The sequence below is a fragment of the Robertmurraya mangrovi genome, assembly GCF_034427655.1.
Classification (GTDB): domain Bacteria; phylum Bacillota; class Bacilli; order Bacillales; family Cytobacillaceae; genus Robertmurraya_A; species Robertmurraya_A mangrovi.
On sequence record NZ_JAXOFX010000032.1, the window covers coordinates 1 to 16,401 of the forward strand.

Annotated in this window: 15 protein-coding genes, 1 tRNA gene, 3 rRNA genes, 1 other RNA gene and 1 other annotated feature; of the genes, 16 read left to right on the top strand and 4 right to left on the bottom strand. The window is 36.7% G+C overall.

Annotated elements, in window-relative coordinates; genetic code table 11:
* Positions 1-84, top strand: a 23S ribosomal RNA gene (locus SM124_RS23710); the annotation flags it as partial.
* A 117-nt stretch (positions 85-201) separates the two neighbouring features.
* Positions 202-318, top strand: a 5S ribosomal RNA gene (gene rrf / locus SM124_RS23715).
* 86 nt (positions 319-404) lie between these two features.
* Here rrf and SM124_RS23720 read toward each other — a convergent pair.
* The gene (locus SM124_RS23720) at positions 405-1,361 is read right to left on the bottom strand and encodes a YaaC family protein (RefSeq protein WP_322448941.1); all 957 of its coding nucleotides are present in this window, start codon (positions 1,359-1,361) and stop codon (positions 405-407) included.
* A gap of 114 nt (positions 1,362-1,475) precedes the next feature.
* On the opposite strand from SM124_RS23720, the gene guaB reads away from it, so the two are divergent.
* The 6 genes from guaB (at position 1,476) to SM124_RS23750 (ending at position 8,130) form a co-directional block, all read left to right on the top strand.
* Positions 1,476-2,942, top strand: a complete 1,467-nt coding sequence (gene guaB, locus SM124_RS23725; RefSeq protein ID WP_322448942.1) for an IMP dehydrogenase — start codon at positions 1,476-1,478, stop codon at positions 2,940-2,942.
* Positions 2,943-3,263: 321 nt separating this feature from the next.
* A complete protein-coding gene (locus SM124_RS23730) occupies positions 3,264-4,592 on the top strand; it encodes a D-alanyl-D-alanine carboxypeptidase family protein (RefSeq protein WP_322448943.1) in 1,329 nt (442 codons plus the stop codon).
* 241 nt (positions 4,593-4,833) lie between these two features.
* Positions 4,834-5,718 (top strand): pyridoxal 5'-phosphate synthase lyase subunit PdxS, encoded by an 885-nt coding sequence (gene pdxS, locus SM124_RS23735; protein ID WP_322448955.1) that lies wholly within the window; start codon positions 4,834-4,836, stop codon positions 5,716-5,718.
* An 11-nt stretch (positions 5,719-5,729) separates the two neighbouring features.
* Positions 5,730-6,305, top strand: coding sequence for a pyridoxal 5'-phosphate synthase glutaminase subunit PdxT (gene pdxT / locus SM124_RS23740; RefSeq protein ID WP_322448944.1), 576 nt, complete (start codon positions 5,730-5,732; stop codon positions 6,303-6,305).
* Between the two features lie 59 nt (positions 6,306-6,364).
* Positions 6,365-6,581: a binding site (T-box leader), on the top strand.
* A gap of 72 nt (positions 6,582-6,653) precedes the next feature.
* Positions 6,654-7,931, top strand: a complete 1,278-nt coding sequence (gene serS / locus SM124_RS23745; RefSeq protein ID WP_322448945.1) for a serine--tRNA ligase — start codon at positions 6,654-6,656, stop codon at positions 7,929-7,931.
* A 106-nt stretch (positions 7,932-8,037) separates the two neighbouring features.
* Positions 8,038-8,130 (top strand) — tRNA-Ser (locus SM124_RS23750).
* Between the two features lie 248 nt (positions 8,131-8,378).
* Here SM124_RS23750 and SM124_RS23755 read toward each other — a convergent pair.
* The 3 genes from SM124_RS23755 to SM124_RS23765 form a co-directional block, all read right to left on the bottom strand.
* A complete protein-coding gene (locus SM124_RS23755; protein ID WP_322448946.1) occupies positions 8,379-9,047 on the bottom strand; it encodes a deoxynucleoside kinase in 669 nt (222 codons plus the stop codon).
* On the bottom strand, positions 9,031-9,684 hold the full coding sequence (locus SM124_RS23760) for a deoxynucleoside kinase (protein WP_322448947.1): 654 nt from the start codon (positions 9,682-9,684) through the stop codon (positions 9,031-9,033). The genes SM124_RS23755 and SM124_RS23760 overlap by 17 nt, the downstream gene beginning before the upstream one ends.
* A 439-nt stretch (positions 9,685-10,123) precedes the next feature.
* Positions 10,124-11,410, bottom strand: a complete 1,287-nt coding sequence (locus SM124_RS23765) for a glycosyl hydrolase family 18 protein (protein WP_322448948.1) — start codon at positions 11,408-11,410, stop codon at positions 10,124-10,126.
* Positions 11,411-11,540: 130 nt separating this feature from the next.
* On the opposite strand from SM124_RS23765, the gene tadA reads away from it, so the two are divergent.
* From tadA to SM124_RS23805, 8 genes are all read left to right on the top strand, one after another.
* The gene (tadA, locus tag SM124_RS23770; protein ID WP_322448949.1) at positions 11,541-12,056 is read left to right on the top strand and encodes a tRNA adenosine(34) deaminase TadA; all 516 of its coding nucleotides are present in this window, start codon (positions 11,541-11,543) and stop codon (positions 12,054-12,056) included.
* 92 nt (positions 12,057-12,148) lie between these two features.
* An RNA gene (gene ffs, locus SM124_RS23775) (signal recognition particle sRNA large type) lies at positions 12,149-12,413 on the top strand.
* A gap of 224 nt (positions 12,414-12,637) precedes the next feature.
* Positions 12,638-14,344: a DNA polymerase III subunit gamma/tau gene (gene dnaX, locus SM124_RS23780; protein WP_322448950.1), complete on the top strand. Its 1,707-nt coding sequence runs from the start codon at positions 12,638-12,640 to the stop codon at positions 14,342-14,344.
* 136 nt (positions 14,345-14,480) lie between these two features.
* A complete protein-coding gene (locus SM124_RS23785; RefSeq protein WP_322448951.1) occupies positions 14,481-14,801 on the top strand; it encodes a YbaB/EbfC family nucleoid-associated protein in 321 nt (106 codons plus the stop codon).
* Positions 14,802-14,818: 17 nt separating this feature from the next.
* Positions 14,819-15,415: a recombination mediator RecR gene (recR, locus tag SM124_RS23790; protein WP_322448952.1), complete on the top strand. Its 597-nt coding sequence runs from the start codon at positions 14,819-14,821 to the stop codon at positions 15,413-15,415.
* 17 nt (positions 15,416-15,432) lie between these two features.
* Positions 15,433-15,651: a YaaL family protein gene (locus SM124_RS23795; RefSeq protein WP_322448953.1), complete on the top strand. Its 219-nt coding sequence runs from the start codon at positions 15,433-15,435 to the stop codon at positions 15,649-15,651.
* Positions 15,652-15,735: 84 nt separating this feature from the next.
* Positions 15,736-15,999 (top strand): pro-sigmaK processing inhibitor BofA family protein, encoded by a 264-nt coding sequence (locus SM124_RS23800; RefSeq protein WP_322448954.1) that lies wholly within the window; start codon positions 15,736-15,738, stop codon positions 15,997-15,999.
* Between the two features lie 304 nt (positions 16,000-16,303).
* A 16S ribosomal RNA gene (locus SM124_RS23805) occupies positions 16,304-16,401 on the top strand; the annotation flags it as partial.

Sequence of the window (16,401 nt, forward strand, 5' to 3'; positions counted from 1 at the left end):
AAGATGATCAGGTAGATAGGTCAGAGGTGGAAGCATGGTGACATGTGGAGCTGACTGATACTAATCGATCGAGGACTTAACCATTACTTTAATGATGATTGTCAGTTATCTAGTTTTGAAGGAATAAATTCTTTTCACGGTAGTGAAAAGAACTTTCCTTTATGATTTTTCACGATAGTGAAAAGATCATTCCATACATAGTCTGGTGGCGATGGCGAGAAGGTCACACCCGTTCCCATACCGAACACGGAAGTTAAGCTTCTCAGCGCCGATGGTAGTTAGGGGCTGTCCCCTTGTGAGAGTAGGACGTCGCCAGGCAAAGCAAGCGAGTATCTTATAGATACTCGCTTTTTTATGCTTTCCTAAGGGTATAGTCTCTCTAAAATAAAATTACTTTTGAGCATTTATTTCTTATTCATAAGGTACTGATAGATTAGAAAGGGACCTTTATTTAATGTGATGTTTAAGAATGTTTGAATGAAAGGAAAATCCTTATTAGGCATGGTTTTAACAAGTTCACTCCACCATTCTGTTTCGTATCTTGCAATCATACTAAGATTATAAAGGAGAAGATACTGTATCATGAGTTCATGGTATTGAAATAAACTATCGTTGTTTATTGGCAGAGAGAATTGTTGTTGATTTAAATTGTATTTAAAGGGTGTATAGTTAGAAAGATTATCATCTTCCAATGTCAGATTTAAGTACGGATTCTCCACGCTAGATTGTGCAGCAGTAAAGAATGCTTTTGATTGAAAAAAATCTAAAAATCTTGCTTCAGTCATATGGTAATAATCTAAAATCTCAAGAGGAATAGAAAAAGTATTATCTTTCCTAATTACATCTACAAACGTTTTTCTACCATCCAGTTGAAAAAAAAGATCATTTAATTCAGGAATATGTTTAAATAATTCACTCATTGTGGTCTTTTCCCCTTCTAATTGTTTCATGTGAAACAATTTTTCAGACATATGGGGAAATAGACCACTTTTTTGAAATTTAACTTCATCTTGAAAAAACTGATATTGTTGTTTTTTTCTTTTTCTTGTAGACACTCCATGAGCTAGTACAGAGGTGGTCTCTGGATAATTAGGGTCAACTGTAAGAATACAAGCTTTTATTAAATGAACAAGGCCGTAAAAGAGTAAGATAGGTTGAATAATTAATGGCGAGTTCTTGGCTTGTTCATAATATACTTGTCCGTGTTCTAAATAGTAAATAAAGGGGTAACAATTCTCATAGCTTTTTTGTTCAGCATCTTCAACTTGTTGTGTTTGATAGCATTTTTTTAAATAGGCTTGTGTTGAACTAGCAGAAAAGAATAAGGAAAATGAAGTCCAACCGGCAAAATTTAGGATCACAAATAGTACCTCCGAAATAATTTGAAAAATCTAACATATTAATCCCTTCTTGACAGTATTTTGTCCAATTGATAACCTACTAATAATATTTTCGAGTTTTAGGGGGTCAAAAAGATGTGGGAAAATAAGTTTGTTAAAGAAGGCTTAACCTTTGATGATGTGTTATTAGTTCCAGCAAAATCAGAAGTGCTTCCTAGAGATGTTAATTTACAGGTACAGTTATCAGAAAAAATTAAGTTAAATATTCCACTTATCAGTGCGGGTATGGATACCGTTACAGAAGCTGAAATGGCTATTTCTATGGCAAGACAAGGTGGAATTGGAATTATCCATAAAAACATGTCTATTGAACAGCAAGCAGAACAAGTAGACAAAGTAAAACGTTCAGAAAGTGGCGTTATTACCGATCCGTTTTTCTTAACTCCTGATCACCAAGTTTTTGATGCAGAACATTTGATGGGGAAATATCGAATTTCCGGTGTTCCAATTGTAAATACTGAAGAAGATCAAAAACTTGTAGGAATACTCACTAATCGTGACCTTCGTTTTATTCAAGACTACTCTATTAAAATCTCCGATGTTATGACAAAAGAAAATCTAGTTACTGCTCCTGTAGGGACTACATTAGAGGAAGCAGAGAGCATTTTACAAAAATACAAAATTGAAAAACTTCCTTTAGTAGATGCTGAAGGTGTATTAAAAGGACTAATTACAATAAAAGACATTGAAAAAGTAATCGAGTTTCCTTACTCCGCTAAAGATGCACATGGACGTCTATTAGTTGGGGCAGCAGTTGGTGTTACAACTGATACGATGAGACGCGTAGAAAGCCTTGTAAGAGCTCAAGTAGATGTTTTAGTAGTAGATACTGCACACGGACATTCAAAAGGTGTATTAGATACGGTAAAAGAGATTAGGAATGCATTCCCTGAAATAGCCATAATTGCAGGTAATGTAGCTACAGCTGAAGCAACTAAAGATTTAATTGAAGCTGGGGCTGATATTGTCAAAGTAGGAATTGGTCCTGGATCCATTTGTACGACTCGTGTTGTGGCAGGTGTAGGTGTTCCTCAAATTACGGCAGTGTTTGATTGCGCAACAGAAGCTAGAAAGCATGGAAAAGCCATTATAGCAGATGGAGGAATCAAGTACTCCGGTGATATCGTGAAAGCACTTGCGGCTGGAGGCCACGCAGTAATGTTAGGAAGCCTTTTAGCTGGAGTAACAGAAAGTCCAGGAGAAACGGAAATTTTCCAAGGTCGCCGCTTTAAAGTTTATCGTGGAATGGGTTCAGTTGGTGCAATGGAAAAAGGTTCAAAAGACCGTTACTTCCAAGAAGATAATAAAAAGTTTGTTCCTGAAGGTATTGAAGGAAGATTACCTTATAAAGGACCTCTATCAGATACCATCTATCAGTTAGTAGGAGGTCTACGCTCTGGTATGGGTTACTGTGGAACGAAAGATTTAACAGAACTAAGAGAAAACTCTCAATTCATTAGAATGACTGGTGCAGGATTACGTGAAAGTCATCCTCATGATGTTCAAATTACGAAAGAAGCACCAAACTACTCTATGTCTTAAACCTAAACAGTGAATAGGTATAGTAAAAAAGTTTGAATTCTTAAACTTGAGAGAAACAGGTAAGTAAATCCATATTACTAACAAAAGTGTTTACCTTTATTTTCAATAGACGGAGTAGGGATGCTCCGTCTATTTTTTTTATTTCATTTATGATAAACTGTACAGGTGAAAATTTTACGTATTTCAGTTGAAATCGTTTTATATAGTGAATGTAAATATCGCTGAAAGGTGATTTTATCCTCGCTTGGTGATTCATTTATTTTTCAATTATCCATCTCAGATGAAGAAGTTTACTAGAATAAGATTTTGGAGGTAAGTTCATTGCATCAGTTTAAGAAAATATCGTTAACACTTACGGTTCTTTTTTTATGTATTGCCACTATATTTTCTGGGAATGTCCAACAAGTAGAGGCTGCTAAAGATCCATTAGGTTTAAAAGCAGAAGCAGCTATCCTATTAGACGCTAAAACAGGTAAGATTTTATACGCTAAAAATCCAGATGTTATATTAGGCGTTGCTTCAATGGCCAAAATGATGACCGAGTATTTAGTACTTGAGGCAATTGCAAACAATAAAATTACTTGGGATCAAAAAGTAAAGATAAATGAATATGTTCATAAACTTTCAGCTGCTCCTGGGCTATCTAACGTAGGTTTAACTCAAGGGGAAGAATATACGGTAGAAGAGCTATATCAAGCAATGGCTATCCATTCAGGAAATGCTGCATCCGTTGCATTAGCTGAAATCATCTCAGGTACTGAGAAAAACTTTGTTGCCTTAATGAATAAGAAAGCAGAAGAATTGAATCTTGAGGATTATAAATTTGTTAATTCCACTGGTTTAAATAACAGCAGCTTGCTGGGTAATCATCCCGCTGGTAACTCTGATGAAGAAAATATCATGTCAGCGAGAGCAACGGCAAAACTAGCATACCGTTTACTAACGGATTATCCAGAGGTTTTAGAAACAGCTAGTATGCCTGTATTAAAGTTTAGAGATGGAAGAGAGTATAAAAACTTTAACTGGATGTTACCTACACTTATCTATCAGTATGAAGGGGTAGATGGTTTAAAAACAGGTTCCACTGATTTTGCAGGTGCAGGTTTTACTGCAACTGCTGAAAGAAACGGACAACGTTTTATTTCAGTTGTTATGAAAGCTGCAGATAAAGATGAGCGTTTTTCTGAGACTAGAAAAATTTTAGACTATGCATTCAGTAATTTTGGTGAAGAAGAAATTGTTAAAGAAAATTATCAAGTGAAGAAACAAAAAACGTTACCAGTTACTAAAGGTAAAGAAGATCAAGTAGAGATACACACAAAAGAAGCAATTAATATGGTTATTAAAAATGGTGAAAAAGATAACTATAAAACCGTTTTAGTTCTAGATAAAGAGAAGTTAAATAAAAAAGGAGAATTAACTGCTCCTGTTAAAAAAGGTGATAAAGTAGGTTATCTTACAATTGAGCCTAAAGAAGGCAAAGAATTAGGTTTTTTAACTAAGGAAGGCCAAAAGCAAATTAAGGTTGATGTAATTGCTGCTAATGATGTAGAAAAAGCTAACTGGTTCGTGCTGATGATGCGCGGTATAGGAGGATTTTTCGGTGATATTTGGGGAAGTGTCTCTTCAGCAGTAAAAGGAATGTTTTAAAGCCTCAATATATTTAATATTCTAGGTTATCTAATCGATTTTAAGATTTTTGAGAAAATTATTACAAAAACATAAAACAAAAAAGACAGGTCTCTTGACAGGAGACCTGTTTTATTGTTTATTTACCTTTAGGGAAACCGAATAATTCCGATTGAATAAGTACATAATTTCCTTTTTTTAGTATGATTACTTATTTATAATTTTTCCATCGATAGTAGATGGTAATATTGAAGGGGGATATATAATGAAGACAGGTACAGATCGTGTAAAACGTGGTATGGCTGAAATGCAAAAGGGCGGCGTTATTATGGACGTTGTTAACGCTGAGCAAGCAAAGATAGCAGAAGAAGCAGGTGCCGTTGCAGTAATGGCTTTAGAAAGAGTTCCTTCTGATATTCGTGCGGCGGGTGGAGTAGCTAGAATGGCTGACCCACGTATCGTTGAAGAAGTAATGAATGCAGTATCTATCCCGGTAATGGCAAAAGCTCGAATTGGGCATATTGTAGAAGCTCGTGTATTAGAAGCAATGGGCGTAGACTACATCGATGAGAGTGAAGTTTTAACTCCTGCTGATGAGGAATACCACTTAAATAAAAATGATTTCACAGTTCCTTTCGTATGTGGTTGCCGTGATTTAGGTGAAGCTGCACGTAGAATTGGTGAAGGTGCTGCTATGCTTCGTACAAAAGGTGAGCCTGGAACAGGTAACATCGTAGAAGCGGTTCGTCATATGCGTAAAGTAAATGCGCAAGTACGCAAATTAGTAAGTATGAGTGTGGATGAAGTAATGACAGAAGCCAAACTTCTAGGTGCTTCATATGAGCTACTTCTACAAATCAAAGAGCTTGGCCGTCTTCCAGTTGTAAACTTCGCTGCTGGTGGTGTTGCAACTCCTGCTGATGCTGCTTTAATGATGGAACTTGGAGCTGATGGAGTATTCGTTGGTTCAGGTATCTTTAAATCAGAAAACCCAGCAAAATTTGCTAGAGCCATTGTTGAAGCAACGACTCACTTTAAAGATTATAAATTAATCGCTGAACTTTCAAAAGAGTTAGGTACTCCAATGAAGGGAATTGAAATTTCTTCACTAGCACCAGAAAACCGTATGCAGGAACGCGGCTGGTAAGGAGCAGACTTATGGTTAAAATAGGAGTATTAGGTTTACAAGGAGCTGTTCGAGAGCATGTCCAATCTGTTGAAGCTTGCGGAGAGGAAGCAGTAGTTATTAAACGTAAAGAACAGTTAGAGGAAGTAGACGGCCTTATTATGCCTGGTGGTGAAAGTACTGCTATGCGCCGTCTGATTGACAAGTATGATTTTATGCCAAGTCTTAAAAGATTTGCTGAATCTGGTAAACCCATGTATGGAACTTGTGCCGGTTTGATTCTATTAGCTAAAAATCTTGTTGGATATGATCAACCTCATATTGGGGCAATGGATGTTACGGTTGAAAGAAACTCCTTTGGTCGCCAACGAGAAAGTTTTGAGGCTGAATTAGATATTAATGGTGTTGCGGAAGATTTTAATGCAGTGTTCATTCGAGCTCCGCATATCGTCCAAGCTGGTGAGAATGTAGAGGTTTTAGCTAAGCATAATGATCGCATTGTTGCCGCTCGTGAAGGCAATATTTTAGGATGTTCTTTTCATCCTGAATTAACAGATGATCATCGTATAACCGCCTATTTTATTAATATGGTGAAAGAAAATAACTAAACTTCGCTTGCAATTTAATTTTAAATATAGTAAATTAATTTTTAACAAAAATCCTATATAGTAAAGCAATGAGAGGAAATAGTAATAAGTATCTCATTCCAAAGAGAGCCGATGGTTGGTGCGAATCGGTGAGTGAAGCTTATGAATCCATCCTTGAGTAGAATATGGAATGCCTGTAGGCTAGTAAATATTCTCGGGTAAAACCGTTATTATGTTTAAGGTGGAAAGCTCTTGCTTTCAACTAGGGTGGTATCGCGGGTTACTCTCGTCCCTTTTTTAGGGGCGGGAGTTTTTTGTTTCTTTTGATTTAGGATTACTGTTCATTTTTTAAACATAGGAGGAACAAACATGTTAGATGTAAAATTATTAAGAACTAATTTTGAAGAAATTAAAACAAGGCTACAACATCGTGGAGAAGACTTAACTGATTTAGGGAAATTTGAAGATTTAGATCGCAAAAGAAGAGATTTAATTTTAGAAACGGAACAATTAAAAAGTAGAAGAAATGAAGTATCACAAGAAGTAGCTACATTAAAACGTGAGAAGCAAGATGCTGACCATCTTATTGCTGAAATGCGTGAGGTAGGAGACAAAATTAAGGAACTAGATGATGCTCTTCGTACTGTTGAAGAAGAGTTAGATCAATTACTTTTTAGTATTCCTAATATTCCACATGAAAGCGTACCAGTTGGAGAAACAGAAGATGATAACATCGAAGTTCGCAAATGGGGTGAGATTCCAGTATTTGATTTTGAACCAAAACCACACTGGGATGTAGCAGATCATTTAAAATTACTTGATTTTGAACGTGCTGGAAAAGTAACAGGCAGTCGCTTTGTATTTTATAAAGGGTTAGGCGCTCGACTAGAAAGAGCATTATTTAACTTTATGTTAGATCTTCATACAGAAGAGCATGGTTATCAAGAAGTGTTACCTCCATACTTGGTTAACCGTGCAAGTATGACAGGTACAGGACAGCTTCCAAAGTTTGAAGAAGATGCTTTCTTAATTGAAAATGAAGATTATTTCCTTATCCCTACTGCAGAAGTTCCAGTAACGAACTTACACAGAGAAGAAATATTAACTGTAGACGAATTACCGATTAACTATGCTGCATTCAGTGCATGTTTCCGTTCTGAGGCAGGTTCAGCGGGTAGAGATACACGCGGTTTAATCCGACAACACCAATTTAACAAAGTAGAGTTAGTTAAATTTGTTAAGCCTGAAGATTCTTATGAAGAATTAGAAAAGCTAACAGGCCATGCTGAAAAGGTATTACAGCTGTTAGGTCTTCCATACCGTGTTCTAAGCATGTGTACAGGTGATTTAGGTTTCACTGCTGCCAAGAAGTATGATATTGAAGTTTGGATCCCAAGTTATGAAACGTACCGTGAGATTTCTTCTTGCAGTAACTTTGAAGCATTCCAAGCAAGAAGAGCCAATATTCGTTTCCGTCGTGATCCAAAAGGGAAACCTGAACATGTTCATACCCTAAATGGTTCTGGTTTAGCAATAGGAAGAACGGTTGCTGCTATTCTTGAGAACTATCAGCAGGCAGATGGAAGTGTGGTTATTCCGGAAGTTCTTCGTCCTTATATGGGTAACCGTGAAGTAATTAAACCTTAATAGAAATACTTCTGAGCGGAGTAAATTTTCCGCTCAGAATTTTTAATAAAAGTAATTGACAACCATAAACTATGATGGTAAAGTATATTTTGTTGATAGGACATATGGAGGTATACCCAAGTCCGGCTGAAGGGATCGGTCTTGAAAACCGACAGGCGGGTCAAACCGCGCGGGGGTTCGAATCCCTCTACCTCCTCCATTATACTTAAAATGAAATATTACCATAGCGCATAAAATACTGGAGATAAAAATCGTTACTTTTTCTAAGTAACGATTTTTTTATTGCCTAGGAAACTTTGATTAAATAACAAAAAGAAGTTGCCCGAAAAGGAAGCAACTTCTTTTTGTTATTTAATAGGAAAGTATAAGTCTCTGAAGTTAGACTACTGTCTATCTCCAGCGCCCAGCGACTAGTGTACTTCGCTAACCGTGGCGCTTCCGCTTTTCTTATTTCTTTAATAGTTGACTCTGTTTTAGAAACTCAGCAATTCTTTCCACAACAGGTTCAATAGATGTTTCATTGTTCATAATATCATAATCATTAATATTTAAACGAAGAACAGGACATGCATTAAACGTATTAATCCAGTTTTCATAACGTTGGTGCATCTCACTCCAGTAGTCCATCGGAGTTTGTTGCTCCATTGGGCGACCTCTCTCTTTAATTCTAGATAGTACATCATCTAGAGATCCTTCTAGATAGATAAGTAAATCTGGATGAGGGAAGTAAGGTGTCATCACCATAGCTTCAAATAGACTTGTATAGGTTTCATAGTCTACTTTAGACATGGTCCCTTTTTCAAAATGCATCTTAGCGAATATTCCTGTATCTTCATAAATTGAACGGTCTTGAATAAATCCGCCACCATATTCAAATATGCGCTTCTGTTCTTTAAATCTTTCTGCTAAGAAATAGATTTGTAAGTGAAAGCTCCAACGGTCAAAGTCAGCATAAAATTTATCTAAATAAGGATTAGTATCTACCTTTTCAAAGGATGTACGAAAACCTAGTGCGTTTGCTAAAGCATTCGTTAAAGTTGATTTTCCAACACCCACAGTACCAGCAATTGTGATTACTGAATTTGCCGGGATGCCATATTTATTTCGAAGATTCATGATCGTAAGCTCCTTCTTTTAATGAAGTGGTTAGTTTACTAATGATAAGATTCAAGTCCTCTGGATTTTTTACGAAATCTAGTTCATCTCCATTGAATCTTAAAACAGGAATATCTGGATGATGTTTGGCAAACTCAAGCATGGCATTTTCATAGTCCATCGATAACTGCTTTAAGTATAAAGGGCTTATATTCCTCTCAATATCTCTTCCGCGCATTTTGATTCTAGATAATAGAGTATCTAAACTCGCGTGTAAGTATATAATCACATTTGGTTTAGGCATATCATTAGTAAGTATTTCGTAAACTTGAAAGTACTTTTTATATTCTGTTTCATTTAATGTTCTTTGGGCAAAAATAAGGTTTTTAAAGATATGATAATCAGCTACCACTGATTTTCCTTGATTTAAATAATGTTCATGAATGTCTCGTAACTGTTTGTAGCGATTACAGAGGAAAAACATTTCTGTTTGAAAGCTCCATTCCTCAATGTTCTCATAAAATTTTCCCAGAAAAGGATTCTCATCAACGATTTCCTTTAATAAGCCGAAATCATAGTGGTCAGAGATCGCTTTTGCAAGGGATGTTTTCCCTACACCAATCGGTCCTTCAACTGTAATAAAAGGTGTTTTCCCCAACTGCTTGTCCTCCCTCTCTACCTGTGCCAGTAAGCCTATAAAAATGTTTCTATATTTATTTAAAAGTAGTATATAACTTCCTTAATTCTCTTTTTTTCGACACAAAGAATATTTTAACACACTCCTTTCCTAGATGGGATATGTAATATTAACAAGTGGGTAAATTCGTTTTAGTCTAGTCCCAAAGGAGCCCTTTTTTATATTGTTGTGTCCGATAAAGTGTTGATTTCCGCTCCAGGGGGACGCTTTCCGCGGGCGGTCCGTGAGCCTCCTCGTCGCTCTGCTCCTGTGGGGTCTCACCAGGACACGCATTTCCCGCAGGAGTCGCCCCCTTCCGCTCCAATCAACGAATTAACTATTAAATTAAAATAGGCTGACTAAAACGTTATTTTAACAACGCTTTAAATCAGCCTCAAATACAGTATTTAATTCTAACCTTTTACGACTGTTTTACCACATTAAAATTCTCAAGAATTAGTAGCCAGTTTTGAGGGAATGACAAACCGAGTTTCCAATAACTCATTCCCCTTAAACTAAGCTCTTTAATTAAGTCAAATTTGGCTTGGATAGACCTGGCATCTTCAAACCAGACCTCATGTCGTTTTCCCTCATCATCGACGTAGTTGAAGAATGGGGCTTGAGCTTTTGTGTCATATTGAATAGGAACATTTCTTTGGGCAGCTATTTGAATGGCTTGTTGGGGACTTACTGCTTTTGCAATGGTTCCTTCAACAAAAGGTAGGGTCCAGTCATAGCCATATAAATTCTGACCCATCATAATTTTAGAGCCTGGCATTTCTGTCAGTGCATATTCTAAGACGTCTCGAACAGGGCCAATTGGCGAAACTGGCATAGCCGGACCGCCACTATATCCCCACTCATAGGTCATGATGACAACAAAGTCAACGATTTCCCCGTGAGCTTTATAATCATGTGCTTCATACCATGCCCCTTTTTGTTCTGCACTTGTTTTTGGAGCAAGGGCTGTTGATAATAACCATCCCTCTCTTTGGAAACGGGCCTTTGCTTTTCTTAAGAAATTATTATATGCCTCACGATCTGCAGGTCTTAAATATTCCATATCAAAATGGATATCACGGAATCCATATTTTTTTGCCGTTGTGACGATATTTTCTAGGAATCGATTTTGTATGGTCATATCATTTAGTAGAATCCTTCCTAACTCATCGCTAAACTGATCATTTTCTTGATTGGTAATTACCATCATAAGAACATTATTATTTGCTCTAGCAATGGCAGGGAAATTGTTTAGTAGGGGTTCTTTTAGTGATCCATCTCTCTGTGCTTGAAAGCTAAAAGGAGCCAGGTAGGTTAGATAAGGTGCAGCCTCACGAGCACTCTCTTCTAATACAGGAGCAACGGTTGTTCCTCTAGGTTCAACATAGGCATTAAACTCACCTCTAGTCTTGGGCCTAGGCGGTATATAAAGTCTTACACCTACTTGAAGTGGCTGATTGACGGGAATATTATTAATTCGAGCAAGTTCCTGAAAAGAAACACCTACTCTTTGGGCAATTGAAAATAGAGTATCCCCTGGTTGAACCCAATGAAATCTGCCTACAATAGGGATAACTAATGTCTGACCCACTACTAGGTTATTTGGGTTAGGAACTTCATTCGCCTCCACTAAATCATTGACTGTAGTCGAATATGCCTGAGCAATTCCAGTAAGTGTTTGATTTTGTTGAACGACATGAATTTGCATTATTTTTCCTCCTTAGACGGATAAACGCTACAATCATCATATGATAGGAAAAATAATGTTATGATAGGGGTAAATATATTTAGCTTGTATTATTTTTTATCCCAAGAGTCCATACTTAAGGAGTAATAGGATGTTGAATCAAACTCAACTAGATGAATTATATATGAGAGAAGCCATAAAAGAGGCAAAACAGGCTGAATCCTTAGAGGAGGTTCCAATAGGGGCTCTCATTGTTATAAATGGAGAAATTATCTCTAGAGCACACAACTTACGAGAAACGAAACAAGATGCGGTTGCACATGCGGAATTATTAGCGATTCAAGAAGCATGTCATAGTCAAGGAACATGGCGTTTGGAAGATGCAACTCTGTATGTTACATTAGAACCTTGTCCCATGTGTGCAGGGGCGATTATCATGTCACGTGTTAAAAGAGTAGTTTACGGAGCTAAGGACCCGAAAGGTGGCTGTGCAGGAACCTTTATGAATTTACTTCAAGATTCAAGGTTCAATCATCAAAGTGAAGTTACTTGTGGAATACTTGAAGAGGAGTGCGGTCAGCTTTTAACCAATTTCTTTAGAAGTATTAGAGATCGGAAAAAAAGAAAGAAACTAGAAGATATCGAGACGAAAAGTAACTTACAGTAATTTACAGCTGATAAACATTGCTTTTTAATATGTTTATTAGTATACTTATAAATGCGTCGGTGATGGCGCAACTAAATATGGTATCAATTTTGCCGTGCTAGGTGGGGAGGTAGCGGTGCCCTGTACTCGCAATCCGCTCTAGCGAGACTGAATCCCTTCCTGAGGCTAGTTTCCTGTAGGGTCTGCCTTAAGCAAGTGGTGTTGACGCCCGGGTCCTGCGCAATGGGAATCCATGAACCATGTCAGGTCCGGAAGGAAGCAGCATTAAGTGGACACTCTCATGTGCCGCGGGGTTACCTGGGCCGAGCTAACTACTTAAGTAACGCTTATGGGAGCTAGTCGACGGAAGGTGCACGGCAGTTATTATCTTATAAATTAAACTCATCTCTTTCGAGAGATGAGTTTTTTGCATTTAAAAATGTTCTCTGCAATGAAATTCACTTTCGTTTTGTAAAATTGAAAATGTTTACGTTATAATATAATGGATGATAACGCTTATACAATATACTTTTTGAAGTATATGTTAAAGAAAATATTAATCTAGACAAGCGTTTACACATACTAAGTGAGGGGGCGGGTCATTGAGTTATCAAGCTCTATATCGTGTTTGGCGTCCTCAGCAATTTATTGATGTTGTTGGACAGGAACATGTTACTAAAACTTTGCAAAACGCCCTGCTTCAACAAAAGATTTCGCATGCCTATCTCTTTTCTGGTCCTCGAGGCACTGGTAAAACTAGTGCAGCAAAAATATTAGCGAAGGCAGTTAATTGTGAAAAATCACCTACTAATGAACCTTGTAATGAATGTTCTTCATGTAAAGGTATAACCGACGGCTCGATACCAGATGTAATAGAAATAGATGCTGCTTCTAATAATGGTGTTGAAGAAATCCGTGACATACGTGATAAAGTTAAATATGCACCAAGTTCTGTCAAATACAAGGTCTACATTGTCGATGAAGTGCATATGCTATCCATTGGTGCTTTTAATGCATTATTAAAGACGCTCGAAGAACCGCCTAAACACGTCATTTTTATTTTAGCAACAACAGAGCCACATAAAATTCCATTAACAATCATCTCAAGATGTCAAAGATTTGATTTTAAAAGAATTACAGCACAAGCTATAGTGAATAGAATGAAACTAATAGTAGACGAATCTGGTGTTAATTACGAGGATCAAGCTCTTCAAATAGTTGCCAGAGCAGCTGAAGGTGGTATGCGTGATGCACTTAGTTTACTAGATCAAGCAATCTCATTCAGTCAGGATCAAGTAACAGTAGAAGATGCACTAACTGTGACTGGTTCAGTTTCACAAGGCTTCTTAAATCAACTAGCATTAGCTGTTAATGAAAAAGAAGTTGCTCAAGGTCTAGAGGCATTAGAGGAATTATTATTCCAAGGTAAGGACCCATCAAGATTTATTGAAGACTTTATCTTATATTATCGAGATATGCTTTTATTTAAAACAGCTCCGAATTTAGAAGAATCACTAGATAGAGTCATGATTGATGGAACTTTTCAAGAGTTAGCTGATAAAATAGATCATGAGGAAATATTCAAACTGATAGAGGTTTTAAATAAAGCACAGCAAGACATGCGATTTACGAATCATCCGAGAATTTTTCTAGAAGTTTCCATTGTAAAGCTTTGTCAGCTCGAAACAAAAAAACAAATTAGCGATTCAGCTGAATTGGAAGAGTTAGTGAAGAAGATTACCCAACTTGAGACAGAGCTAAGGGAGATAAAGCAAAACGGTGTGGTTGTAAATGAGGAAACACAAGCAACTCCTCAAAAGAAAGCTCAAAGAACTTCTAGAAAAGGATTCCAAGCTCCAGTTGGTAAAATCAATGAAGTTTTAAAGCAAGCAACTAAAACGGATTTAAATGTAGTAAAAGGTTGTTGGGGTGAAATGTTAGGGCGTTTAGTCCATAAACAAATGCGCTCACAGGCTGCTCTCTTAAATGAAGCTGAACCTGTAGCTGCCTCCACAGCAGCTTTTATCATAAGTTTTAAATATGAAATTCACTGTCAAATGGCAATGGATAACATGAATTTTTTAACAGCCATATCTAGTTTAATTCAAGAGCTAACGGGAAAAAATCTACAAATTATTGGAGTACCGGAAGATCAGTGGCATAATATACGTGAAAGCTTTTTATCGAATCACCGGGATGACCTTCCAGAACAAGAAGGACAAGAGGGGCTTGAAAGCCAAAAGGATGAACCGATTGTATCGGAAGCTCTAAAGCTTTTTGGAGACGATTTAGTTGAGATAAAAGATTAAGTCAGATAACCAAGGATTCTTTCATTCTCTTGGTTATCCATACATACTTTTGAAAACAGCCTACAAGTAATGTGGTAACCTTTGTGTATGATAGTTATAATTTATTAATAAGATCAATATATTGGAGAGTGTTAATATGCGTGGAATGGGTAATATGCAAAATATGATGAAACAAATGCAAAAAATGCAAAAGAAAATGGCTCAGGCTCAAGAAGAGCTAGGTGAAAAAAGAATTGAAGGAACAGCTGGCGGCGGTATGGTAACGGTTATCGTATCAGGACATAAACAAGTTTTAGAAGTAAATATTAAAGAAGAAGTAGTTGATCCAGAAGATATCGACATGTTACAAGATCTAGTACTAGCTGCAACAAACGATGCTCTAAAAAAAGCTGAAGAGCTAACAAATGATACAATGGGACAATTCACAAAAGGGATGAACCTTCCAGGAATGTTCTAAGAGAGGACAACTGAAACATGCATTATCCTGAACCGATATCAAAGCTTATTGATAGCTTTATGAAATTGCCAGGGATCGGCCCAAAAACAGCCGCGCGACTGGCTTTTTTTGTTTTAAATATGAAAGAAGATACTGTATTAGATTTTGCTAAAGCATTAGTTAATGCAAAAAGGAATCTATCTTATTGCTCAGTATGTGGTCATATAACGGATCAAGATCCTTGTTATATTTGTGAAGACGGAAGACGCAATCGGACGATTATTTGTGTGGTACAGGACCCGAAAGATGTAATTGCCATGGAAAAAATGAAGGAATTTAATGGTCTGTATCATGTATTACACGGAGCTATTTCACCTATGGACGGGATTGGCCCTGAAGACATTAACATACCTGACCTTCTGAAAAGACTTCAAGATGAAACAGTAGAAGAAATCATTCTGGCTACTAACCCAAACATAGAAGGGGAAGCAACAGCTATGTATATCTCCCGACTACTAAAGCCATCTGGAATTAAAGTAACTAGAATTGCTCATGGTCTTCCAGTTGGTGGGGATTTAGAATATGCAGATGAAGTAACATTGTCCAAAGCGCTTGAAGGAAGAAGAGAAGTTTAAAGCGAGGGAAATTAACAATGTTTTTTCGACGAAAGGGTTGGCTTAGAAAAGAGTTTGATGAGAAGTTGTTAAACCAACTGGATCATTTCAAGGAAAATTGGAATAGACAAAAAACACTAGTTGAAAAAAGCTTTGACCCATCAGACCAGTTTATTTGTAGTGCGAAGATTGAAGAAGCAAAGTACTTTTACCTTCTTAGAGAAGCCAAAGCAAGAAATACAAAAGTTCAAAAATAACATAATATAAATCCTTCTCCAGGTCTAAATAGCATAACTTGTACATATATGTATAGTACAAGTGTAATGGAGGAGGATTTTTTTATGGAGCCGATATTCGTTATTTCAATAATAGCCGGTCTAATATTAATGCTTTTATTTATAGGAGCACCAATTAAACCAGTGAGATACATTGGACAAGGTATGATTAAGTTGTTAATAGGAGCATTATTCTTATTTTTCTTAAATGCATTTGGCAATCAGTTCGGAATTCATGTTCCGATTAATTTTGCAACATCAGCTATCTCGGGATTTCTTGGAATACCAGGATTATGTGCATTAGTTGCCATTCAATCTTGGATTTTATAGTAGTAGTTGTATACCGTGCTTACTTCAGTCGCAATCGAGCGGCTAATTTTTTTGCATAGAATAATAACGAATCATTTAGAAAAAAAGTTTTTAAAAAACTATTGACCAATTGTTATTAGGATGATAATATTTTAAAAGTCGTCACAACGTCACAAGTTAAAAAAACAATTTCAAAACATTGTTGACATTAACTTAGACGGATGATATATTATAAAAGTCGCTTATGCGACAAGATGTTCTTTGAAAACTAAACAAATCATACGTCAACGTTTAATTTATTATTTTTAAGAGCTAATCTTACTCTTTATTGGAGAGTTTGATCCTGGCTCAGGACGAACGCTGGCGGCGTGCCTAATACATGCAAGTCGAGCGAAGTTTTAAAAGCTTGCTTTTGAAACTTAG

What these genes read in the sequence shown, in the direction of transcription:
- guaB (WP_322448942.1), top strand. Translation starts at nt 1,476, where the DNA reads ATGTGGGAAAATAAGTTTGTTAAAGAAGGCTTAACCTTTGATGATGTG.
- pdxT (WP_322448944.1), top strand. Translation starts at nt 5,730, where the DNA reads ATGGTTAAAATAGGAGTATTAGGTTTACAAGGAGCTGTTCGAGAGCAT.
- serS (WP_322448945.1), top strand. Translation starts at nt 6,654, where the DNA reads ATGTTAGATGTAAAATTATTAAGAACTAATTTTGAAGAAATTAAAACA.
- SM124_RS23755 (WP_322448946.1), bottom strand. Translation starts at nt 9,047, where the DNA reads ATGAATCTTCGAAATAAATATGGCATCCCGGCAAATTCAGTAATCACA.
- SM124_RS23765 (WP_322448948.1), bottom strand. Translation starts at nt 11,410, where the DNA reads ATGCAAATTCATGTCGTTCAACAAAATCAAACACTTACTGGAATTGCT.
- tadA (WP_322448949.1), top strand. Translation starts at nt 11,541, where the DNA reads ATGTTGAATCAAACTCAACTAGATGAATTATATATGAGAGAAGCCATA.
- SM124_RS23785 (WP_322448951.1), top strand. Translation starts at nt 14,481, where the DNA reads ATGCGTGGAATGGGTAATATGCAAAATATGATGAAACAAATGCAAAAA.
- recR (WP_322448952.1), top strand. Translation starts at nt 14,819, where the DNA reads ATGCATTATCCTGAACCGATATCAAAGCTTATTGATAGCTTTATGAAA.
- SM124_RS23795 (WP_322448953.1), top strand. Translation starts at nt 15,433, where the DNA reads ATGTTTTTTCGACGAAAGGGTTGGCTTAGAAAAGAGTTTGATGAGAAG.
- SM124_RS23800 (WP_322448954.1), top strand. Translation starts at nt 15,736, where the DNA reads ATGGAGCCGATATTCGTTATTTCAATAATAGCCGGTCTAATATTAATG.